This window comes from Robinsoniella sp. KNHs210, assembly GCF_000686105.1.
Taxonomy (GTDB): domain Bacteria; phylum Bacillota; class Clostridia; order Lachnospirales; family Lachnospiraceae; genus Robinsoniella; species Robinsoniella peoriensis.
Map to the genome: position 1 here is coordinate 4,395,898 of NZ_JMLZ01000002.1, position 23,718 is coordinate 4,419,615.

The 23,718-nt window shown below is 36.7% G+C and carries 24 protein-coding genes and 1 pseudogene; 24 read left to right on the top strand and 1 reads right to left on the bottom strand.

The window, feature by feature from the left end; genetic code table 11:
• Positions 1-3 precede the first annotated feature (3 nt).
• The 21 genes and pseudogenes from CD03_RS0125495 to CD03_RS37440 form a co-directional block, all read left to right on the top strand.
• A complete protein-coding gene (locus CD03_RS0125495) occupies positions 4-273 on the top strand; it encodes a hypothetical protein (protein WP_027296035.1) in 270 nt (89 codons plus the stop codon).
• 33 nt (positions 274-306) lie between these two features.
• The gene (locus CD03_RS0125500; protein WP_027296036.1) at positions 307-1,287 is read left to right on the top strand and encodes a biotin--[acetyl-CoA-carboxylase] ligase; all 981 of its coding nucleotides are present in this window, start codon (positions 307-309) and stop codon (positions 1,285-1,287) included.
• Between the two features lie 25 nt (positions 1,288-1,312).
• Positions 1,313-1,648 (top strand): DUF6145 family protein, encoded by a 336-nt coding sequence (locus tag CD03_RS0125505; RefSeq protein WP_027296037.1) that lies wholly within the window; start codon positions 1,313-1,315, stop codon positions 1,646-1,648.
• Complete coding sequence (gene dusB / locus CD03_RS0125510) at positions 1,638-2,597, top strand: tRNA dihydrouridine synthase DusB (RefSeq protein WP_027296038.1); 960 nt, start codon at positions 1,638-1,640, stop codon at positions 2,595-2,597. Before CD03_RS0125505 ends, dusB begins: the two co-directional genes overlap by 11 nt.
• Before the next feature lie 203 nt (positions 2,598-2,800).
• Positions 2,801-3,283 carry a transcription elongation factor GreA gene (gene greA / locus CD03_RS0125515; protein ID WP_027296039.1) on the top strand — a complete coding sequence of 161 codons (483 nt, stop codon included), beginning with the start codon at positions 2,801-2,803 and terminating at the stop codon, positions 3,281-3,283.
• 16 nt (positions 3,284-3,299) lie between these two features.
• A complete protein-coding gene (gene lysS / locus CD03_RS0125520; RefSeq protein ID WP_027296040.1) occupies positions 3,300-5,216 on the top strand; it encodes a lysine--tRNA ligase in 1,917 nt (638 codons plus the stop codon).
• 726 nt (positions 5,217-5,942) lie between these two features.
• Positions 5,943-6,143 carry a ParA family protein gene (locus tag CD03_RS39055; RefSeq protein WP_027296041.1) on the top strand — a complete coding sequence of 67 codons (201 nt, stop codon included), beginning with the start codon at positions 5,943-5,945 and terminating at the stop codon, positions 6,141-6,143.
• 91 nt (positions 6,144-6,234) lie between these two features.
• Positions 6,235-6,474 carry an AAA family ATPase gene (locus CD03_RS39060; protein WP_027296042.1) on the top strand — a complete coding sequence of 80 codons (240 nt, stop codon included), beginning with the start codon at positions 6,235-6,237 and terminating at the stop codon, positions 6,472-6,474.
• Positions 6,471-6,626 (top strand): ParA family protein, encoded by a 156-nt coding sequence (locus CD03_RS38065; RefSeq protein WP_156043031.1) that lies wholly within the window; start codon positions 6,471-6,473, stop codon positions 6,624-6,626. Before CD03_RS39060 ends, CD03_RS38065 begins: the two co-directional genes overlap by 4 nt.
• Before the next feature lie 219 nt (positions 6,627-6,845).
• Positions 6,846-9,920 (top strand): type 2 lanthipeptide synthetase LanM, encoded by a 3,075-nt coding sequence (lanM, locus tag CD03_RS0125545; protein WP_027296043.1) that lies wholly within the window; start codon positions 6,846-6,848, stop codon positions 9,918-9,920.
• Between the two features lie 82 nt (positions 9,921-10,002).
• Positions 10,003-10,212, top strand: a complete 210-nt coding sequence (locus CD03_RS34840) for a lichenicidin A2 family type 2 lantibiotic (RefSeq protein WP_044289661.1) — start codon at positions 10,003-10,005, stop codon at positions 10,210-10,212.
• 19 nt (positions 10,213-10,231) lie between these two features.
• Positions 10,232-10,447 carry a lichenicidin A2 family type 2 lantibiotic gene (locus tag CD03_RS0125555; RefSeq protein WP_027296044.1) on the top strand — a complete coding sequence of 72 codons (216 nt, stop codon included), beginning with the start codon at positions 10,232-10,234 and terminating at the stop codon, positions 10,445-10,447.
• A gap of 62 nt (positions 10,448-10,509) precedes the next feature.
• The gene (locus CD03_RS0125560) at positions 10,510-11,244 is read left to right on the top strand and encodes a flavodoxin family protein (RefSeq protein WP_027296045.1); all 735 of its coding nucleotides are present in this window, start codon (positions 10,510-10,512) and stop codon (positions 11,242-11,244) included.
• 10 nt (positions 11,245-11,254) lie between these two features.
• Positions 11,255-13,363: a peptidase domain-containing ABC transporter gene (locus tag CD03_RS0125565; protein ID WP_027296046.1), complete on the top strand. Its 2,109-nt coding sequence runs from the start codon at positions 11,255-11,257 to the stop codon at positions 13,361-13,363.
• Between the two features lie 93 nt (positions 13,364-13,456).
• Positions 13,457-13,663: a hypothetical protein gene (locus CD03_RS0125570; protein ID WP_027296047.1), complete on the top strand. Its 207-nt coding sequence runs from the start codon at positions 13,457-13,459 to the stop codon at positions 13,661-13,663.
• Between the two features lie 335 nt (positions 13,664-13,998).
• Positions 13,999-14,373: a helix-turn-helix domain-containing protein gene (locus tag CD03_RS0125575; RefSeq protein ID WP_027296048.1), complete on the top strand. Its 375-nt coding sequence runs from the start codon at positions 13,999-14,001 to the stop codon at positions 14,371-14,373.
• Positions 14,374-14,377: 4 nt separating this feature from the next.
• On the top strand, positions 14,378-15,106 hold the full coding sequence (locus tag CD03_RS0125580) for a LytR/AlgR family response regulator transcription factor (RefSeq protein WP_027296049.1): 729 nt from the start codon (positions 14,378-14,380) through the stop codon (positions 15,104-15,106).
• Positions 15,093-16,394 carry a sensor histidine kinase gene (locus CD03_RS0125585; protein ID WP_027296050.1) on the top strand — a complete coding sequence of 434 codons (1,302 nt, stop codon included), beginning with the start codon at positions 15,093-15,095 and terminating at the stop codon, positions 16,392-16,394. Before CD03_RS0125580 ends, CD03_RS0125585 begins: the two co-directional genes overlap by 14 nt.
• A 194-nt stretch (positions 16,395-16,588) precedes the next feature.
• A complete protein-coding gene (locus CD03_RS37435) occupies positions 16,589-16,753 on the top strand; it encodes a cyclic lactone autoinducer peptide (protein ID WP_081820377.1) in 165 nt (54 codons plus the stop codon).
• Positions 16,737-17,318: an accessory gene regulator B family protein gene (locus CD03_RS0125595; protein WP_027296051.1), complete on the top strand. Its 582-nt coding sequence runs from the start codon at positions 16,737-16,739 to the stop codon at positions 17,316-17,318. The genes CD03_RS37435 and CD03_RS0125595 overlap by 17 nt, the downstream gene beginning before the upstream one ends.
• 18 nt (positions 17,319-17,336) lie before the next feature.
• Positions 17,337-17,513, top strand: a pseudogene (locus tag CD03_RS37440) (tyrosine-type recombinase/integrase); the annotation flags it as partial.
• Between the two features lie 173 nt (positions 17,514-17,686).
• Here CD03_RS37440 and CD03_RS0125600 read toward each other — a convergent pair.
• Positions 17,687-19,945, bottom strand: a complete 2,259-nt coding sequence (locus CD03_RS0125600) for a helix-turn-helix transcriptional regulator (RefSeq protein WP_242849154.1) — start codon at positions 19,943-19,945, stop codon at positions 17,687-17,689.
• A gap of 311 nt (positions 19,946-20,256) precedes the next feature.
• On the opposite strand from CD03_RS0125600, the gene CD03_RS0125605 reads away from it, so the two are divergent.
• The 3 genes from CD03_RS0125605 to CD03_RS0125615 are packed head-to-tail and all read left to right on the top strand — an operon-like array spanning position 20,257 to position 23,699.
• Complete coding sequence (locus tag CD03_RS0125605; protein WP_044289663.1) at positions 20,257-21,201, top strand: ABC transporter permease; 945 nt, start codon at positions 20,257-20,259, stop codon at positions 21,199-21,201.
• Positions 21,202-21,213: 12 nt separating this feature from the next.
• Positions 21,214-22,113, top strand: a complete 900-nt coding sequence (locus CD03_RS0125610; RefSeq protein ID WP_027296054.1) for a carbohydrate ABC transporter permease — start codon at positions 21,214-21,216, stop codon at positions 22,111-22,113.
• A gap of 23 nt (positions 22,114-22,136) precedes the next feature.
• The gene (locus CD03_RS0125615; RefSeq protein WP_027296055.1) at positions 22,137-23,699 is read left to right on the top strand and encodes an extracellular solute-binding protein; all 1,563 of its coding nucleotides are present in this window, start codon (positions 22,137-22,139) and stop codon (positions 23,697-23,699) included.
• Positions 23,700-23,718 lie beyond the last annotated feature (19 nt).

A 23,718-nucleotide genomic window follows, 5' to 3' on the forward strand; every position in this document is an offset into this window, starting at 1 on the left:
AATATGAAGAAATTTGCAAATAAGAGATCTCTGGATCTTGAGGTGGCAGGGACAATAGCCAGTTTTGCCATTATTATATTAACGGTGGCAGCATTTTGGGATTATCAGTATGGGCAGCGGATATTTATAGCCGTGTTTCTTATGGGGACGATACTCAATGGAAGTCTTGCCGGTATGAACTGGTATCGGCGTCATATTGCGGCGGGAATTCTGTTTACCATTCTGACAATGATTTATCTCGGTGTCTGCGTGTATGCCGCACTGGCAGTTTAGAATTTAAGACACGCTCAAGGAGGGCAATGATTTGTGAAAAGTAAAATATTAGATGCGCTTCGCAGTGCCGAAGACTATGTCTCCGGGCAGGAGCTCTGTGAAAAATTCGGTGTCACCAGAACGGCAATCTGGAAGGCAATGAACCAGCTGAAAGAAGAAGGTTATGAGATAGAAGCAATTTCAAATAAAGGATATCGGCTGAAAGGGTGCCCGGACAGCGTGAAAGCAGAGGAACTGCTCAGCCTGTTGAATACGAAGTGGGCAGGGCAGCAGATCGCTTATATTCAGGAAGTGGATTCTACCAATAATTATGCCAGGCGGCTGGCAGAAAATGGTGCAGTACATGGAACGCTGGCAGTAACAGACCGTCAGTACGGCGGTAAGGGAAGACGGGGTAAAACCTGGAGTATGCCGGAAAAAAGCTCTGTGGCAATGACATTAATCATACGCCCTCAGATGAATCCGGGGAAAGCATCTATGCTGACACTGGTAATGGGACTTGCAGTAGCTAGAGCTGTGCATCGCATGCTGGGACTTCCGGCGAAGATTAAATGGCCTAACGATGTGGTATTAAACGGCAGGAAAATCTGTGGGATTCTCACAGAGATGAGTGCAGAGATGGAAGCGGTGAATTATATTGTAATCGGTGCAGGCATCAATGTAAATATGAACGAAATACCTAAAGAAATTGAAGCCGTGGCAACATCTTTATCACTGGAATGTAATAAGAAGATCCATCGCGCAGAAGTAATTCAGTATTGCATGGAAGAGTTTGAGCGGTGTTACGAGAAATTTATGCAGACACAGGATTTATCCCTTTTATTAGAAGAATATAATGAGGTCCTTGTAAATAGAGGAAATATGGTGAAGGTGCTGGAACCGGGCAATGTGTATACGGGAATGTCAGATGGCATTAACAGCCAGGGTGAACTGCTTGTTACCAAAGAAAGTGGAGAACAGGTTCGGGTGTTTGCAGGTGAGGTATCTGTCCGTGGATTTTACGGATATGTATAAAGTAAACAGGTGTCAGGAGGAAACGATGTACCAGGATAAAGTAGTATTATGCGGAGCAAGCGCATATGAGCAAAAATTTTATTTAAATGAGAACTTCGCCGCTCTTCCCGACAGTATAAAAGACGAGTTGAAGATTATGTGCGTCTTATATACTCAGGACGTGGGGGGAGTGTTAACCCTTGAATTTGAAGAGGATGGAACGCTTTGTTTTCATACTGAGGCTCATGAATCGGATTATGCCTATGATGAAATCGGGAGCGTGCTAAAGATCAAAGAACTTCAGAGGAGCAAAGAGGAACTGCTTCGCTCACTGGAGATGTATTATAAAGTATTTTTTCTTGGAGAAGACTATGAAGATTAAGATAGGCAGCGTAGAGCTGGCAAATCCATTTGTCTTAGCGCCGATGGCAGGGGTAACTGACCTGCCATTTCGCTTGCTTTGCAAAGAGCAGGGGGCAGGACTTTTAAGTATGGAGATGGTGAGTGCAAAAGCGATTTCCTTCCATAATAAGAATACAGAAAAACTAATGGAAATAGAAAAATCAGAACATCCCATAGCGTTGCAGCTTTTTGGATCAGATCCCCATATTATCAGTGAAATGGCAAAGGAAATTGAAGAAAAAGAATTTGATATTCTGGATATTAATATGGGATGTCCGGTCCCGAAGGTAGTGAATAACCAGGAAGGTTCCGCACTCATGAAAGATCCCGGGAGAGTTGAGGCAATTGTAAGCAAAACTGTAAAAGCCGTAAATAAACCGGTAACCGTCAAGATCAGAAAAGGTTTTGACGAAGAGCATGTTAATGCGGTAGAGATAGCCAGAATTATAGAAGGATGCGGAGCGGCGGCAATTACGATACATGGCAGAACCAGAGAACAGTATTATTCCGGAGAAGCAGACTGGGAAATAATAAGACAGGTAAAAGAGGCAGTTCGTATACCGGTTATCGGAAATGGTGATGTTACGGATCCACTGTCAGCAGAGAGGATGATGAAAGAGACCGGATGTGACGGAGTCATGATAGGAAGGGCGGCAAGAGGAAATCCATGGATATTCAGGGACTTGGCTGCATACTTTGAAAGGGGGGTTATACTCCCGAAACCTTCGATTCCGGAATTGAAGGAAATGATACTCAAACATGCATCTCTTCAGCTTCAATATAAAGGGGCATATACCGGAATCCGGGAAATGAGGAAGCACGTTGCATGGTATACTGCAGGGTATCCTCATTCGGCTGCTATACGCAGATGTGTAAATGAGATTGAGAGTATGGAACAGTTGGAAAAAATGCTGGAAGAGAAATTTTAATATCTGGAAGATACTGGATGGCGCTATTTCGACTTAGAGATTCTTGACAATTTGCCATTGATAGGATATAATACTGTGATTGTTACGTAAACGTACGATTCACCTCATTTTATAGAATGGGAACAGTCCTATAAACTGAGGTGTTTCGTTCGAAGGGGCTTGAAAACAAATACAAGAATAGATGTAGGAAGGGTGCAATAAGAATGGAAGAAAAGAAGAACTTATTAACTTATGCGGGATTAAAAAGCCTGGAAGAAGAGCTTCATGATTTAAAGGTTGTAAAAAGAAAAGAAGTTGCCGGTAAGATTAAAGAGGCAAGAGAGCAGGGCGACCTGTCCGAAAATGCGGAATACGATGCAGCGAAAGATGAACAGAGAGATATAGAAGCAAGAATTGAGCAGATTGAAAAAATCTTAAAAAATGCAGAAGTTATTGTGGAAGATGAAGTTGATTTAGACAAAATCAGCGTTGGATGTGCTGTGAAAGTATATGATGCTGAATTTGAAGAAGAACTGGACTTTAAGATCGTAGGTTCTTCCGAAGCAAACAGTCTTCAGGGTAAGATTTCAAATGAGTCTCCGGTTGGAAAAGCATTAATCGGCGCTAAAGTTGGCGATGAAGTAGTTGTGGAAACCCAGGCGGGAGATATGAAATATAAGGTTTTAGAAATACAAAGATCCATTTAATGAAGGAGGAAAGACAGTGGCTGAACAGAAGAAGGTACAGGAACAGGATATTAATCAGTTGTTAAAGGTACGCCGCGAGAAGCTGGAAGAATTACAGGCGAACGGTAATAATCCTTTTGAAATTATGAAATATGATGTAGACCATCATAGCAGAGAAGTGAAAGAGAATTTTGAAGAGCTGGAAGGCAAACAGGTTTCCCTGGCTGGACGTATTATGTCCAAACGTGTTATGGGAAAAGCTTCTTTTTGCAATATTCAGGATCTGGAAGGAAATATCCAGTCTTATGTTGCAAGAGACAGTATCGGAGAAGAAGAATACAAAGCATTTAAGAAAATGGATATTGGTGATATCGTTGGCTTAAAGGGTGAAGTATTTAAAACGAAAACAGGTGAAATCTCAATTCATGCATCTGCAGTATCTCTGTTGTCTAAGAGTCTTCAGATCCTGCCGGAAAAATTCCATGGACTGACCAATACAGATATCCGTTACCGTCAGAGATATGTGGATTTAATCATGAACCAGGATGTGAAGGAAACCTTTGTGAAACGTTCCAAGATCATTAGCTGCATTCGTCAGTACCTGGATGGGAACGGATTTATGGAAGTAGAAACTCCGATCCTGGTTCCAAATGCAGGCGGAGCTGCTGCCAGACCTTTTGACACACATTATAATGCATTAGATGAAGATGTGCATCTGAGAATTTCTCTGGAGTTATATCTGAAGAGACTGATCGTAGGCGGACTGGAACGCGTTTATGAAATTGGACGTGTTTTCCGTAACGAAGGATTGGATACCAGACATAATCCGGAATTTACATTACTAGAGCTCTATCAGGCATATACAGATTACCATGGCATGATGGATCTGTCTGAGAACCTTTACCGTCATGTAGCGCAGGAAGTCCTGGGTACAACAGTAATTAACTATGGTGACGTGGAGATCGATTTATCCAAGCCTTTCGAACGTCTTACTATGGTAGAAGCGGTGAAGAAATATGCAGGTGTGGACTTTAATGAAATCAAGACAGAAGAAGAAGCGAAAGCTTTAGCTGATAAAAAGGGTGTACACTACGAGGCCAGACATAAAAAGGGCGATATCCTGAATCTTCTCTTTGAAGAATTTGTAGAGGAACAGCTGGTTCAGCCAACCTTTATTATGGATCATCCGGTGGAAGTATCTCCTCTTGCGAAGAGAATACCTGGAAATCCGGATTATACAGAGCGTTTCGAACTGTTTATCACTAAACGAGAGATGGCAAATGCGTTCTCCGAATTAAATGACCCAATCGACCAGCGCGGACGTTTTGAAGCACAGGAAGAATTAAAGGCTCAGGGAGACGAAGAAGCCAACAGCGTTGATGAAGACTTCTTAAATGCCCTGGAACATGGTATGCCGCCTACAGGTGGAATTGGAATCGGTATTGACCGTATGGTAATGCTGCTTACGAATGCTGCAGCGATTCGTGATGTGCTGTTATTCCCCACGATGAAGACCTTGGGTGGAACAGACGCACCGAAGAAGGCAGATAAGACAGAGGAAAAAGTAGTCGAAAAGATTGATTTTTCAAAGGTACAGATTGAACCATTATTTGAAGAAATGATAGATTTTGAGACTTTCCAGAAATCTGATTACAGAGCCGTAAAGGTAAAAGCTTGTGAAGCAGTACCAAAAAGTAAGAAGCTTTTGAAGTTTGTTCTGGATGACGGAACAAGCGTAGACAGAGTGATTTTAAGCGGAATTCATGAGTATTATGAGCCGGAAGAACTGATAGGAAAAACCTGTATCGCTATCACCAATTTGCCACCAAGACCGATGATGGGAATTGATTCCTGCGGGATGTTGATTTCAGCAGTTCATGAGGAAGATGGACATGAAGGGTTGAATCTTCTGATGGTAGATGACAAGATTCCGGCAGGGGCGAAACTTTACTAGGGGATAAGATTTACGACCAAATAAAGAGAATACGTTCAAATATTAAATCGGATGAAATCATATTAGGTGATTTCGTCCGATTTTATTTTATCTAAGCATCCAATTTAATAAAAGAATTGATAATATTGATAGAATGGTCTATAATTTGTATTAAGTATAAACATTGTATTAGTTTCTAATATTTTAATTTATGGGAAGAATAAATGGAAAATACATATAAAAGAAAACTTCAGTTGATGAGCAGATAAGTGATTTAGTTGAAAAGGGCGTAACATTTGAAGAATGTGATGAAGAGAACGCAAAAAATTTCTTAAGTATAATAACTATTATTTCAAGCTTAAATCGTATGCAAAAAATTATGTTATTAATCGGAGAACTCAAAAATATATTAATTTGGACTTTGCATATTACATTAACAAATTGAACAACAATTAGAACATTAATACATTAGATAAATGAAGTCAGTAAAATCAAGGGTTTGCGGACTTTGAAGTTGTATGGTACGACAGGAGTACGACGAATTAATCCGGCATAAAGGGTTAAAATAAATGATTTTAAATTAAAATCGTGTCAGTTCATGTTAATAATTTGTACGATAAGGACATTTTTCTAAAAGAAAATTTTAGAGAGATGTCCTTTTTTGTTATGGTCAAAACTAAAAATGATATTAAGTGGTTCGAGAAGATTCTGCGTAGAAATTCGTAGAAGACTAAGGAGAATTTTATCATGTGTAGAGTGATCGCAGTAGCAAATCAAAAAGGTGGTGTGGGAAAAACCACCACAAGTATCAATCTAGGTGTAGGACTGGCAAGATTGGGGCAACGTGTTTTATTAGTGGATTCAGATCCGCAAGGACATTTAACCCTCGGTTTAGGCTTTTCAAAGATCCATAGAGTGACTTTAAAGAACATTGATGGAGAACATTAACATGGGGGTGATTTTGACCCTAGAGAAGCAATTTTGAGCCATAAAGAGGGGTAGATGTAATTCCATCAACAAATTACTTACGGGGATGGATATGTCACTGATTACGGTGGAAGACAGAGAAAAGGTTTTAAGAGAGTATCTGGAACTTTTGGAGGGGGATTATGACTATATACTCATTGACTGTATGCCCTCTCTTGGTATGTTGACCATTAATGCAATGAGTGCCGCAGACAGTGTTTTAATTCCGGTGCAGCCACAGTATTATGCGGCAGATATAACAATTCAAAGAGAAATAAAAAAGCAGTCACAGAGGCATATGAAAGCGAAATGAATATCTTTGTGGATGCGATACCAAGGTCAGAAGCCATAGAGGAGATTGCATCGGAAGGTATCAGTATTTTCGCATATGACAGACGCAGTAAAGGAGCTGAAAGCTATGACAAACTAGCGCGGGAGGTGTTGAATCATGCGAAAACCAAATAAAGAGATTCAGCTTACTTCCTATGATGATTTGCTGGAAATTAACAATGGAGATAACTGGGTGGTGTTATATTAAAATGAAGTAAAAATAACATAAATAGTCGATAAAATTACATAAAATAAAAAAGCACTATATAGTAGGGTACAATGTACTTAAAAAATATAATATGTATTGGCAGAATAGATTTGAATAAAAGGTCCAAAGAAAGGAAAATAATACTAATGACAATAGAAGAATGTTTAGTTTCAATATTAAAAAAAACAATGCTAATTTCCGAAAAGAAAACAATGTATAAAGGCATAATATCAAACGAAAATTTAGAAAACCTAAATGAATGGAAAAAACAAAAAAATTTAGTAGATGACAAGACCTTGCAATTAATTTTGGATAAAGAAAAAATGAGCGAAGAAGAATTCGCCTATTCAATCTCTCCTATTGAAATAGAGGATAATTATAAATCACCTGAGTGGTTAGGTGTGTTAAGAGAAATATTTGAAAAATTTAAAATTGAAGAAATACATAATTTAAAAAAAATAGATGTATCTATAATTCTTTTACCTTTTATTACTTTTGTAGCAGAGGGTATCTCTGATTTTGATTGGAAAGAATCTCAAATTAATTTGTCACAACAAGCAGTGCAAGATATTTTGACAAATTATATGATGCAGACGTTTAGTTTTTATGAAAAATGTATAGTTATTGAACTGAATAAATATAAGCAGTGCAATGATTTTAGATCAGAGGATAAGACAGTACAATTTGAAGAGTTCTTAAAAGAGAGATTTGCTACAAAAGAAGATTATTACGACTTTTATGAGAGATATGCCGTAAGTAGCCGATTGGCAGCAACTCGCACGATATACTTTTTAGATAATATGAAAGTCTTTTTTCAGAACTTGATTGATTCCGCAAGTGAAATAAGCGAAAAATTTAAAATACAAGTAGGAGAAATTCAAAAACTTGAATTAGCTGTAGGAGATTCACACGAAAGAGGAAAAGAAGTTATTCTTGTAAACTTTACTAATAGCAAAGTTGTGTATAAGCCCAAAAATTTAGATATATGTGAATCATTTTATGATTTTATTGAATTATTTAATGAGAATTTTGACGGTCTAAAACTTAAAGCACCTAAAGGTGTATACGGTAAAGAATTTGCATTTATAGAATTTGTGGAACATAATAGTTGTCTTGAAGAAAATGGGATAGAGCGATTTTATGAGCGTTTTGGGTATATATTAGCCTTGGGGTATTTTCTCGCTATAACTGATTTGCATTTAGAAAATATTATTGCAGATGGTGAATATCCTGTAATTATAGATGGCGAAACAATGATGCAAAATAGCATTAAATATTATACCGAGGAGAATGTTTTCACCCGTTTTTGCGATAAATATGTTGTTGAAACAATATTAACTACAGCACTATTACCAAACACAGCGAAAATAGATAATACCCTCGAAGTGAGTGCATTATCTGGTGATGAACAAATTTCACAAAAGAAATATTTAACAGCAGTAAATGTAGGAACGTCAGATTTTCATTTTGAAGAATTAGAATATTTGATGAGCGGCGCAGGAAATATTCCGTTGCTCAATGGAGAAAAAGTAGACTATAAAAAATATTGTAATTATATAATAAACGGATTTTTAAAAGTTATGGATTATTTTAAAAATAATAAAATGTACTTAATTCAGGACGAAAAGTCTTTATTAGCAGTGTTTAAAAATAAAAAAATAAGATTTTTAGCTAAAAGTACTCAAAAATATGGAGATATGTTTTCATATTTAAATCATCCAGAGTGTTGTAGTGAAATGATCATTAGAGAAAGAATTTTACAAAACGTATGGGCGTATCCTCATAAAAATAAAGATATTATAAAGAGTGAATATAAGGATATGTTATTAAATGACATTCCTATTTTTTATAGTAATACAACTTCCCTGAATCTTTATGATAGTTATGGGAATATTTTTCCTAAGTACTTTTCTGAAACTGGGTATCACAAAGTAGAACAGAGAATTATAGACTTCGATGAAGAACAGCTGAGAATACAAACAGATTTGCTGTGTTTGCATTTGGGTTTATATCATGAACATAAACGTACGGAGTTCGCAAGAAGAAATTATACATTTTCTTGTGAGAAAATAAATTCACTGGCAGAAGCTGAGAGAATTGGGGATAAACTTATTTTATTGGCAGATGAAGATCCTTTTGATAACATAGCATGGAAAAATATTAATATTGGTGAAAATAATGCGAACTTTGGTTTGACAGGTATAGACTTATACGATGGAATCAGCGGAATTGCTTTGTTTTTTTTAGAGCTCTATAAAATAACAGAAAAACAGAAATATTATCGTATATATCATAAGTGTATGAAAAACTGTGAAAAAGATTTTGATTATTCTGTTGACGAATATAATGCATATTCTTCTAAATTTTCCGTTCTTTGGCCGATTATGGTTGAGATAGAAGGGAAGGGAGAAAGCAAATATGAAAAATTAATTCACAAAGCAGTAGAACTCCTTGAAGGTAAGAACAAAAAAGATATTATAAATTCCAAAAAATTTGCCATAGATTGGATAAGCGGTATATCCGGATTATTAGTTCTGATGTTGGAACTTAAAAGTAATATAAAATGTTTAACAGATAAAGAAGTAAACATTCTTACTAAGTTTACAAAAGAGTTGCAGGAGATAATTTTAGAACAGCTAGATAGTGGTTTTGGTGGGGTAGGACAGGCACATGGATACAGTGGAGTTATGCTGGCACTGGCACGTAGCTGTAAGGATATGAAACGAGATAGTAGAGGGGAAATTGAAAAAGTTATCATATCTTGTTTGAAAAAGGAAATGGAAATGTATGAGTTGGAGAAGAGTGAAAGCAGAGACAAGTGGTGTCATGGCCTTAGTGGAATGATTCAATCGAGATTAGAAATTGAAGGAATTATTTCGTCTCATCAGGTGAAATTGGAGGTTGTGGAACTTACTAAGAAGCTAATAGAGTGCCAAAAGGATATGTATTTTGGCGACACTCTTTGCCATGGTAATGCTGGGACACTTTATATTATAAAGCAATTAATTGAAAGCAATACAGATTATACTGAAGAATTACAAATTATTTTAAATAAAATGCTTGCACAAATGTGTGGTAATAGCCTTTATCAGGGATATCAGTTATCCGGTACACAATGTGTTAATAACTCAGGATTGTTTATGGGGTATGCCGGAGTGGGGTTTGCACTTTTGAAAATTACCAATAATGTGGTAAACAATGTATTTACATTTTCATTATGATATTAGTGAACTTAGTTCATTAATATAAATATTATCTACACAGAGGCCAAAGGTAGAAAAAACAAAATAGGAGGAATTTAACATGGAGAACAAAACAAAATTAGTAGGAAAGTCTTTTGAGGAGTTATCGGTTGAGGAGATGATGGAGCTGCAGGGAGCTGCAGATATTGAACCAAGATCTGCTATTGTAGTCATTTCTACAATTGAAGTTTCTGAAGCGATTTCAGTATTGGTTTCAACGATTTCAGCAGCAACAGTTTCTATTGCTAACAGCAAAAAGAAATGCAAATAATGTTGGAGGGGTGATCTAAATGAGTAAGAAAACCATATCTGAATTGGTCGGAAAGTCTTATGAAGAACTTTCGGTAGAAGAAATGTACCTGTTACAGGGAGCCAATGGTGAAGATATTCCACAGCCTTATGCCACGCCTGTGATAATATCGCTCACAGTAGCATCGGCAGGGTTGTCAGGAGCAGTATCAAAGGCGGTTTCTACATTAATTACAGTGGCAGCAAGTTGCGTATAAAAACAATAAGGAAAAGTTGCTTGTTAAGTTTTACTTAACAAGCAACTTTGTTGGTGATGTATATGGAAAAAAAAGTTTTTGTTTTTGTTGGTAGTAGATCCAGTAAGAAGAAGACGTATTTATTTGCAGAAAAAATATTATGTGAGATCAACCGTGTCGAGAAAATACAATACGAGTTTATGACATTAAACGATTTTAAAATACACCCCTGTATGGGATGTGAAAACTGCTTTACAAGTGGTAAATGTGTGCAAAAAGATGATTTAGAAATTTTGAAAGAGAAGATGTTGAGTGCCGATGTGATTGTTTTTGCAGCCCCTGTTTATATGCAGGGAATGCCCGGAGAAGTAAAAAATATAATTGATAGATTGGCTACATGGGCACATACATTTCGGCTTGCAGGTAAAAATGTGATTTTAGTTTCCACATGTGACACAAATGGACATACTTCTGTTGTAGACGATTTACATCTAAAATTGTTATATATGGGGGCTCGAATAGTTGACAAATACATTGGTGCAAACTTTCTCCCGGACGGCTTGGGTTCAAACGCTAATTTTTTGCTCTTGAGTGATATGGAAATGCAACTTCCCCATATGGTAGAAAGCACCATTAATAAATGGAACAAGAGGTTTGAAACAAATAGATTTCATGAGAGTTTATTTGCTAGATATAGGGAACTACAAAAAGCATTAATTGATAGCAAAGCTATTACCGGAGAAACGGAATATTGGCTAGAGTCAGGAATGCTGGAATGTGAAAATTATGAAGAATATTTAAATTCTCTATTATTATAAGGGGGATGCAATGGTTAAATTTATTGGAAGTTACGAACATTCAGAATGTGGCTTAGCTTGCGTTGCTATGATGATAAATTATTATAAAACTGATATCACGTTGACTGAATTAAGAGAAAAATACGGATCACCCATGGGAGGATATAACATTGGTCAGATACTAGAGGTAATGGGTCGATATAATATACAAGGGAAAGCTATTAAACATTGTTCCATACAAAAAATTAGGGAATTAAAAGCACCTGTTATAGCATATTGGAATAATAATCATTTTGTTATTATCGAAAAAGTCAAAGATAGATATGTCAAAATTGTAGACCCGGCACAGGGAAAAATAAAGTTATCGGTTGAACAATTTATGGAAAGTTTCTCCGATGTTTTGATTTATGTTCAATCTAATTGTAAAAATACTAAAAAGAAGAAAAAGTCTGATAAGACATTATGGCATATTTTAAAGGAGAGCAAAAGGGAAATTGTTGCATCTATTGGTGCATCTTTTGTATTACAGATAATTTCTTTGTTAATACCGATATATATAAAAATAATTGTAGATCGATATGAGAATGTAAATGAATATATGCAAATGATTTTAACGTTATTAGGGATCATTACATTTTATTATTCCTTTAGCTTAATAAAAACAAGAGTTCTTGCATTGTTTCAAAATAATTTTGATAGAAGTCTAACATCTAAGACTATTGGGCACTTATTAAAACTGCCATACAAATTTTTTGTAAATAGAGGTAAGGGAGAAATAATATTTACAGTTAACTGTAATCAGTATATACGTGCAATACTTTCAAATCAAATGCTTAGTTTATTTATGGATCTCATTTTTTTGATGTTGTATTTTACTATAATGTTTACTTATTCTGTGGAATTGTCTGTACTTACCATATTATTAGGTGTGGTATTGGTTTCTTTGTCTGTTTTAAATTCAAAGATTATAATTAAAAAAAATGAAACGCAGATAGCAAATATTACAGATGTACAGAATCTTACGGGAGAAATTGTAAATAATATAGAAACGCTTAAAGCGATAGGTGCTGAAGAGGAATATTTTGAAAAGTGGGAAGAAGCGTTCGAAAAGCAGTTGGATATGGAGCTACAAAAAGCAAAGGTAGATTCTTCATTAGGAAATATTTCTGTAACACTTCAGACAGTATATAGTTTAATTGTTTATGTTATTGGTATGATAATAGGACAAAAAAAAGGATTATCAATTGGAACAATTGTAGCATTTAATACTATAGGTGCGTCTTTTTTGAGCCCACTCCTGTCAATAGCAAATTCATATTTGCAGTTATCTGCAGCGAAAATATATATTAATCAACTTTTAGATGTAATACGTTCTAGGACGGAGAATGCTGAAAAAAACATAAATATTACTCTTCAAAATGGAAAAATAAGTATAAAAAAAATATTTTTTAGATATGATTACTTTTCTAATTGTGTACTAAAGGATATTAACTTAGAAATATATAATGGAGAGAAGATTGCTATAGTAGGCAAATCTGGCTCCGGAAAATCTACTTTATTAATGTTACTAGCATCTATGTTGCACACTGAACAAGGTGATATATACGTAGGTGATTGCCTGATTAATAATGAAACTGTTAATAAAAATTTTTATAGAAAACAATTAGGAATCGTGCTTCAGCAAAGCATGTTATTCAATGGAACAATAAGAGAAAATATAGCAATGGGGCGGGATTATTCGGAAGAAGAGTTTAATGCTGCTATAAAAAATGCAGATTTGGATGATTTGGTTCAAAAGTATTCGTCTAAAGACAGTACTATAATCTCAGAGTCTGGAGGAAACATTTCAGGAGGGCAAAAACAAAGAGTATGTATAGCTCGTGCAATATTAAAAGCCCCAAAAGTCATTTTGCTAGATGAGCCGACGAGCTCATTAGACAATGTGTCGGAAGGCCGTATTATGGAAAGTTTGTTTCAGATGAATTCTACAGTCGTTGTTGTTGCACATAGACTATCTAATATTGAAAAATTTGATAAAATTGTGGTTTTAACAGATGGAGAACTTGAAGCCGTGGGCAAGCATCAGGAGTTGTTAAATGTAAGTGCTACCTATAAAGAACTTTATTATAAAAACGAATAAATAAATTTTTTTTTGACTTTAATCATAAAAAAGATTATAATACTTACAAATAAAGTAAAAGAAATATGATTTAAAAAAAGTAGAGGTATAATAATGAATGAAGATACGGAAAAAAACAAGAAAAATAAAAAGTATAAGTCATTGTCTATTATTGCTACGGGTCCAATGTGCGCGATGTTTGGGTATTGCTTGGGAAAACAATGGGGAGGAGAGCTAGGCTCGTTGATTGGCTTGGCTGCGGGCTACTGCTATGGCATTTATCTTCATAATTGGCTATATGGCAAAATAAGTAAGAAGTAGACATATTATCTGGAAAAAGAATTATTGTGTGAGTAAATAGCACAGCAAGGGAATTGGTGGAATTGAATGTTAAAGTTGTTACAAAGAGACTTTCTTCAAGTGCGGAGGAATGCCTCTTTTTTTGTGCAACGATATATGTGGAAAAAGTCTAATTATATTTGACATTATTATGAATATGGAAAAGGATTCTTGTTATTATGGAATTAAAAGTATAAGATTGAATTTGAATACTCTAATAATGAGTAAACTATTACTTAAATTATTAGTATCGTTATTTCTTGTTTAGGGTAGCATATATAATTATATAGTGCTGACAAAAAAGTAAGGAGTCAATCATGAAAAACCGAATCAAAGAGCTACGTGAAAGCAGGGGGCTTATACAGGAAATCTTAGCCACAGAATTGGGAGTGACCCAACAGACACTTAGTAGATATGAAAGAGATATTACATGTTGTAAGATTGATGTGTTAATTAAGATAGCTAGATACTTTAACGTAACGTCAGATTATTTACTGGGCATTTCAGAGATTAAACGGGATCTGCAAGGGCAGATACAAATGAATAAAGTGTTAGACACATATTATGATTTAGTTGATACGTATATGGGGATGGATATGTATGATAAAGAATTAATATTATCCATAGTGCAGAATATCAAGAAAATTAGTATAAAAAGAAATAATAGCAATATTTGTAAAGAAAAGGAATAAAAACATGTTGAATATAGCCATTTGTGATGATGATATTTTAATTACCGGGGAATTGGATACGATGCTACAAATGATATCAAAAAGACGATTTATTGATATCGAAACAGAAGTGTATTGGAGCGGCGAAGAAATTGCAACAGCAGTTCAGCAAGGAAATAGATTTGACATTATTTATTTAGATATTGAAATGGGAGTGGAGAATGGGATAACTTCAGCAAAAGAAATAAGGAAGTATGATAGTAATGTTTGTATTATTTATGTGACCAGCCACGAGGAACAGGTGTTAGAATCTTTTGAAGTGAGACCCTTCCAGTTTCTCGTAAAACCTGTTAATGAAAAACAAATTGAGAGTAGTTTTATTAATGCATATGATAGTATAAGTTGTAATGATTTTTATTTTCGATACAACTATCAGAGGGCAAATCATAAAATTTTGCTTCGCGATATCTTATACTTTGAAAGTAATAAAAGAAAGGTATCAATAGTTACGGAAACTGAAGTATTCGAGGTCTATGGAAAACTAAATGAGATTGAACAAAATTTAAAAAAAAGTAAAATGACCTTTTTGCGGGTGCATCAATCTTTTCTTGTTAATTATAAGTATATAGTGGCACAGGCGTATGATTTTATAGAATTAGATAACAAAAAGATAATTCCTATTAGTGAGGATAGAAGAAAAATAATTGGTGAACAATATTGTTCAATGGAGGATGCATTCTGTGTTGATATCTGATGGTTTAAAGTTTGGTGAAGAGATCTTGTTTGCTATATTCTCAATGTATATGTTGATTACTTTTTTTAGTATATTTTTTTTGAAGAAAAAAAGAAGTATTGGGGTTATAACTGGTTACGTCGTGTTTTTATTTTGGCAGTTGTTTTCGGCGTATGTTAATATTTTTCCTGTTTATATAAACTTAGTTATTACTATTATTTGTGTATTGTTAGCAGCCGTAAATATCTATGAAGGATTGTTTGGGAGCAAATGCGTTCTTGCTATTGCTTTTGTTGCAATCTGGATGTTAATAGAAACTTTGTGTGGATATTTACTTGCGATTTATTGCAGGGAATATGTGATGATACGATCTGTTGGATCATTTCTATCGAAGCTTCTCTTATGGAGCGTAGTTCTGGGCTTAAAGAAGGTGTTTACAGATGAAGAAATTAAAGAATTCCCAGCGAAATATAGTATAATGCTTGTTCTGATTCCCGCGGGAAGTATTTATATTATGAATGATATTTTTTTGTTAAGTTATAAGGTAGATAGTGTTTATGCAGATTATGAGTCAATTGTGGCAGCAGTGCTTTTATTATGTATAAATATATTGATATTCTATATATATATTAAATTAGCAGATGATTTCCAATTAAAAAGAGAAAACTCAATTTATGAACAGCAATTAGAACTATGTGATAGACACCAAAAAGAAAGAGAATTATCCGCATTATTGCTTAGAGATGTACGACATAATATGAAAAATAGTATGGTTTCAATTCTTGCATTCGCAGAAAAGAAAGAATATAAAAAAATTGTAGATTTTGTCAATGAAGTTATGGATGAAGGCAGAATAAGTACATATTATATTACAAACAGTGGTAATGTTGTGATAGATTCATTAATTGGGTATTGGTTTGCTGAGGCTGAAAAGTTAGGAATTGAATTTTTGGCTAATATAAATATACCTATGCAGATTCCATTTACAAGTGCAGATTTATGTTTAATACTTGGAAATTTACTGGAAAATGCCGTAGAGGCTGCAAGTAAAGTTGATGGATATAAATGTATAAAAATACAAATGAAATATAATAAGAAAAACATATTGATTTCAGTGTCTAATACCTATACAGGATATCTTTTGAAATCCAAAGAGAACATATTGAAAACCACAAAAGCGGACGCGTATAATCATGGTGTCGGTTTATCTACAATAAATCGTGTGGCGAATAAATATCATGGAGTTGTTGCTATTGATGATATGAACAAAAATATATTTTTAATTAGGGTGGTATTATATGGGGAGTAAATATTCATTGAAAGTCATAAAAAGTGCCGCTTCGAATTGGGATTGATTATTTCAATTATAAGAGGGCACTTTTTTTATGCCAGTATATTAGACCTGAAAGGAAATTATTACATCTATACTCGATATTTTTACAAATAAATGAAAACTTATGATATTGTGTTATAGTATTTTTAGAATAGGAGGAGATTTAAACTATGAAGACAAAAAAAATAAAGAGTATTTCTGCAAAAATATTGGAAAAAATAGCAATTAAGATTGGCGAAATGTCTGTAGAAAGTGCATGTTGTTATATATATCATCAGCCTAAGATGCCAGAAAACCTAAAAAAGAATAAATTGAAAAATGAAAAAGATATCTAAAAAACTAACAAACTTTATTATTAAATTTGGTTCAGCTTCTGAAAAAGCGTCTGATATATATGAATATGGATTTCAAGTTGGACTTGAAACATTAAGCTGTTTTCTGTTCTGTTTCATTATTGCAGCATATATGAATTTTATTCTGGAATTTATAGTGTTTTATACTATTTTTATTTGCTTAAGGTCATACGCGGGTGGAATACACATGAATACTTTTTTGAAATGTTTTACATTCTCTGTAATAGTACAAACTATTGTTTTACTATCCAATAAATTCTATTGTTTTCCACTTAATATTTCCTGGATTATTATTACGGTGGGAAGCGCTTTAATAATTTTAATTGCACCTGTGGGAAATATTAACAGAGAACTGGACGCAGAAGAAAAAAGTAAATTTAGGAAAGTAACTCTAAAACTTGTTGTTATTATCATTATGATTACTTGGATTTGTAATGTGATAAATTTGGTTCAATATGTTTCATTAATAGCGATGACTATACTAACGGTCTTGTTTTCTCAATATTGTGGATTTATAAAATATAAAATAGAAACACTATTAGTTTAGTGCAACAAAAGCAATAGTAAAGAAAAAAGAGAGCCTGTGTTAATACCACATTTCTCATGTCATCATTTGAGGCATACCTTTTGTTCAAGGTTTTGTGAGAATGAAACAAATGTAAAGGTGATTCAATCCATCATGGGTCGTGCAAATATTGAAACCACAATGGAAAGAAGGTCTGAATCTTTTGATGGTGGATGACCGGATTCCGGCAGGTGCAAAGCTGTATTAAGATAGCTGCGTATAATTTTAGTCCTCAGAAGCGATTATGCTTCTGGGGATTTTTAGGATTTAATAACATAATGGGTGTTTATTAATAATAAAAACAGCGTATGCAATGAAAAATAATCATTGCTTCGCTGTTTTTTGTCCCATTATTTATTTCTGTCCCTTTTTTCCATTACATAATCGGCATACTTCTGTGGTGTTAACCCGGTATATTTGCTGAACACCCGGATGAAGGTGTTGGAGCTGTTGAATCCTGTCAGGGTACTTAAGTCCTTGGTTTTCAGAAAAGGATCTTTTTCCAGCAGGGCTTTGGCCTGATTAATCCGGTAGTTATTCAGATAATCCTTAAAATTGTTGTCACTTAGCTGCTTGAATAGAATACCGCAGTATTTAGGTGAGATATTAAACTGGTCAGCAAGGTCGTTGAGCATGATGTTATCATGGTAATTCTGGTGAATATAGTCCAGCATGCGGGAGAGGACAGCCTCATCCTGGGTCTGGGTGCGCCGGTTTTTCTCACGGATGGTCTCGGTGAGAACCGTTTTGATACCAGTGATCGTCACCGAATCCGCCCAATGTGTATACCAGTGTTCGTAATCAATGGAGCGGCCAATAAATTCCTCAGGGCAGGTTTTCATCTCCTGGAATATTCTGTTCACGGTTCCGATCAGGGCGTAGATAAAGTTCTGCAGAACCTCCATGGACAGAACTTTGTGGACCAGGTTTTCACGGATCAGATTGTCGAACAGTTCAAGTGCCTGCTCCTGTCCTTCGATAACGGTCTGTATCAGTTTATTCTCCATAGAAAGAGGGTAGGAGTATGTAGCGGAGTCTATATCTGCTATCTGAGCATGGGTGATGATTTTGTCGTGTGGCAGCATGGGGAGATATTCTGCTATCTTCAAAGTTTCCAGGTAACAGGGATGCAGATTCTCAAAGCCTTCTTTTACCGAACTCAGAATAATCTGTTCTTCCCAGTATTTTCCTCCTTCCTCGTCCGTTTCCGGGGAAGGGGACATCACCTGGGCTGCCAGTGCCTTTGCTTCCTCAAGACTGTCGGATATCAGGATCAGGGCATAACGGTACATAGATAATTTTACAAATACAAGATCATTACGCTGCAGACAGCTTTTAAAGATCAGGTTTTTATAAAGCTCCAGCTGGCAGAATCTGCTGTCATCCGGAGGAAGACTGGAATCCGGGGTAAAGCAGATCAGTCCCACACAAAAACGGCTGTTATCAGGAAAAAAAGGCTTTTCTTTTGGTGCCAGGCAGCCGTTGGGGTCTGTGAGCAGATTCTGGTAATACTGTTGTGCAAGTAATGTATCCGTGGTTTTCTGGGTTGCCAGAAGGCTGTGGTTCAGGCTCTGAATTTTAGCCAGATTTTCATTCAAAATCCCAAACTCGTCATAGCTCTGGGAATCTTCCTTTATATGTGGCTGCAATACTTTATAAATTGGTTTGTACAGAAGGTTTGCCACATAATAAAAGACAGCACACAGCAACACGAAAATAGCCATGACAGACACCAGGTAAAGAAAAATATTCATAGCGTTCAGACTGTACCGGTCATAGAGATAGGATAAATTCCAGTTCATTGACAGAAGATGCGTATTTGCAATATAGAAGCCGGATTTCCGGACTATGTCTTTGTTGGAATCCAAGTCTTTCTGCAGTGATTTAAACAGTTTCAAATCCTCTTCATCCTGAGAACTGGATATGAAAAGTCCATCGGTGCCGGAAATCCAGTATTTCTCGGGGGTGGCAGTGCCTACCAGGGAAGAAATGGGGATATCAGCCATATAGATACATGTCCGGGGCTGTTTACAACCCTTAATCAAATAGTAAAGAGAGACAAGTGAGCCTTTTTCATCATAGTGAGGGATAACATAGGGAAACATATTTGTTTCGAAATAATGCTGTATATCTGCCAGATCCTTTGCAGACAGCCCTTTTTTCTTCAAAAATTCGGATATGGAAAAAGAACCTTCCGGCGACAGGACAGTGGAATGTGTGTTGTTTTCAAGATCAATCTGTCCGTTATTTAGGAGCAGATAGACCTGGAAGCGGGTCTCTCCGGCACCGGCATGTTTTAACAATGCCTTTTGGGCCTTGGAGGACAGAAAATAAAAATCAGGTGTCCCCTCCGAGACAGACCATTCCTTTATCAGGGAATCGTTTACAATATCCGTCATAGTATTGGAAATCTCTTTGAGTGAGGCGGCGCTCTTCTCTTCCAGTATAGTCCGGGAAACAGTGATGGAACTCATATAATTTTCTTCCGATTTTTGTGACAGGAATATTCCTGAGACAGATGCAAACGCCAGCGTCACAGCAGCGGCTAAGAGCAGGAAGACAAATTTCATTTTTTGATGATATAACCCGGAAGGATGTTTCAGCATCATCGCGCACCTCCTTTTTGGTGTAAATTGTTGGAAATTCAGTATAAATTATAATTGCATTCTGGTGATAATTCAAGTGAAAGAGCCCTATTTTACAAGGATTCGGACAAAATGGTGATCTTTTGAAAAATGATGATGCACGAAAAATGGGCGGGACATTGAAAAAAGGGTACTGAGAGAAAAGTGGGTATCCCAAAAAGCAGAGAAAAAACAGGCCGGGGAATTTGATGATTTACTTTTCAAACATGATCCGTTAAGGTTGATCTATCGACTCGAAGCGCTTCGATACTGTAGAAAGGAGAGAAAAGAGGACTTTGGCTAAACAACAAATAAAAACACAGAAGAAAAGAAATTTTTCTTTTGTTATAAAGAAAATAGTTTCAAGCAAGGAATTATATCTTCTGCTGCTTCCGGGTATTATCTGGTATCTTCTATTTGCATACCGCCCTATGACGGAACTTAAGATTGCGTTCTATGATTACAATGTATTTCAGGGCATTGAAGGCAGTACGTTTACAGGTCTGCAGAATTTTATTGAATTTTTTAAGGGGAAGGATTTTCCCAGGGTATTGAAAAACACCCTGATGATTTCTTTCTGGCAGTTATTGATCTGCTTTCCGGTGCCTATCGCACTGGCAATTTGTGTAACAGAGATGAAGAACAAGTTTGTCAGCAGGATGACGCAGATGTCCACGCTGCTTACGCACTTTATATCGGTAGTGGTGGTCTGCGGTATTGTGATTAACTTTCTTTCACCCAGTACCGGTGTGATAAATCTGGTATTGGAAAAGCTGGGTGCAGATCCGGTGTACTTTATGACAAAACCGGAATATTTCAAAGGAATCTATACTTTGATGACACTGTGGCAGAATGCAGGATTTGATGCACTGGTATATATTGCCGCAATTATGGGAATAGACCAGCAGCTTTATGAGGCAGCAACTGTGGACGGGGCAGGGAAAATGAAGAAAATTTTTCATGTGACGATTCCGGGTATGGTACCTGCTATTGTAACCATGCTGATTCTCAAGCTGGGAGGGATCATCAAGGTAGGGTACGAGGCGATTCTGCTTCTGTACCAGCCGGCAACTTATTCGGCAGCAGATGTTATATCCACCTACTCTTACCGTCTGGCATTTGAAAACGGAAACTATGGGCTGTCTGTGGCGGCTGGGTTATTTGAATCCGCGGTTGCATTCATCATGGTAATTCTTGCTAACAAAATCAGCAAGAAGATTTCCGATAACGCATTATGGTAAGGAGGAAAAGAGATGTTGAGAAATAAAATAAAACAGGGACAGGTTATCGGGTTCGAAGAAAAGATCTTCAATGTGGTGATGGTTATTCTGGGTATCCTGATTACCTTTATCGCTCTGTATCCCATATATTATGTATTGATTTCTTCCTTCAGCAAGCCATTTTTTGTTGAAAATGGGGATGTTTTACTGAAGATCAGGGAGTTTACTACAGCAAGTTATGAGGCAGTTTTTAAGCGTGACGGGCTGTGGTCAGCTTACGGAAATGCTATTTTTTACACGGTCTTCGGACTATTGGCAAATATGTTCTTTACAACTACTATGGCATATGCGTTATCGAAGAAATATCTGATGGGAAGAAAAGCTCTGACACTATTCACAGTCTTTACCATGTGGTTCAGCGCAGGGATCATTCCCACTTATATGAATTTCAGTAATCTGGGACTGCTGGACACAAGAGCGGCAATTATTTTCGGGTTCGCAATTGAGACGTATAATCTGATTATTATGAAGAGCTTTTTTGAGCAGGTGCCGGAGGCACTGGAAGAGGCGGCGTTCATTGACGGTGCAGGGCATTTCAGGGTATTATGGAATATATATCTGCCCCTATCAAAACCGGCACTTGCCACTGTAGGATTGTTTTACGGCATCAGCAGGTGGAACGGTTATTTCTGGGCAATGCAGCTTCTAAAAGATGACGGCAAGATCCCTTTGCAGGTATTCCTGAAAAAATTAATCGTGGAGAGAGTATCCAACCCTTCCGATGCGGCAATTGTGACAAAGGCATCGCTCACTTCACCTACCACGCAGGTATATGCATTGATTATACTGGCAGTTGTTCCCATGATTATTGTATTCCCTTTTATTCAAAAATATTTTAAATCAGGCCTCACCCTGGGTGGTGTCAAAGGCTAATTATAAATGGAGGATTATTCATTATGAAGAGAAAACAGATTACAGTATTATTACTGACCGCAGTTCTTGGCTTGTCTATGATATTTGGTGCAGCAGGATGCGGAAAAGTGAAGGATAGCACAGCAACTGCTTCTAAGGGAGAGGGCAGCAAAGAATTCACGGCGTTTATGTTCCTGTCCGGAACACCTTTTAATTCTGACTGGGAAGTGTGGAAAGAGGTGGAGAAGAAAACGGGTGTAAAACTCAAAGGGCTGGTTGCCTCATCCAATTCCGATTATGCTACAGCGTTCCAGAATATGGTGGCATCCGGGCAGCTGGCTGATATTATTGCATGTGATTTAACGACTGATATGGAGAAACTGGGTAAGGACGGAGGGGTTATCCCTTTAAATGATCTGATTGAGGAGCATGCCCCTCATATCAAAGAAGCACTGGATAATGACCCGAATCTGAAATATCAGGCAACAGCGGAAGACGGACATATCTATAATATCCCGTTGGGAAAAGAGCTGAAGTCTTCACAATTTTACTGGATCCGTCAGGACTGGCTGGATAAACTGGGGCTGAAGGCACCGGAAACCGTGGATGAACTCCATGATGTACTGACAGCATTTAAGAACAATGATCCCAACGGCAATGGAAAGGCAGACGAGATTCCGCTGTTTGACCGCTCTGCTACTTCGGAGACAGAAATGGGAGAGTATCTCGCACTGTGGGATTCCAGTGCATCCTTCTATCCCCGTGACGGTAAAATCACATTTGAACCGCTGACAGATAATTATAAACTTGCGGTAAAAAATCTGGCTCAGTGGTATAAAGAGGGACTGATTGATCCGGAGATTTTTACAAGAGGCATGTCCGCAAGAGATACACTGCTTAGTAATAACACAGGTGGATTTACCCATGACTGGGTAAGTACAGGTAATTACAATGATTCTCTGGGAGAGGAAATACCGGGATTTAATATGGTGGCAATTGCACCGTTAAAAGACCAGAATGGGAATGTGAAGGAGCGTGATTACCGTTATGCTGAGTGCGGATGGGGAATCTCTTCCCAGTGCAAGGATCCGGAGAGTGCAATTGCGTTTATGGATTTCATGTTTACAGAGGAAGGTTCCGATTTGATGAACTGGGGTATCGAGGGCAGGACATACACGGTGGATGACAACGGCGGGAAAGCTTTTACAGAGGAAGTGTTCAAATCCGGACTGGCACCGGTGGAATATCTGCGTTCCCTGGGCTCACAATACCGTGCCGGTTATATCCAGGCAGCAGATTATGAGTATGCGACCATGAATGATGCAGGGAAAGCAGCAAACAAGCTTTATGATTCACATGATGAATGGTTTAGTGCTCCCAAACTTCCGGAGCTGAAACTGAGCACAGAGGATATGGATGAATACAAGAGCATCATGTCGGGAATTCAGCCAATTGTTTATGAAAAGCTGCAGAGCTGGATTTTAGGTTCCAGCAATATAGACGATGAATACGATGCATTTATTCAGGAACTTAAGGACAGGAATATTGAAAAAGCAATTGAAATTCAGCAGACGGCTTACGATAATTATATCAAAGTGACAAAATAAAAAATTATGGGACTGCCAC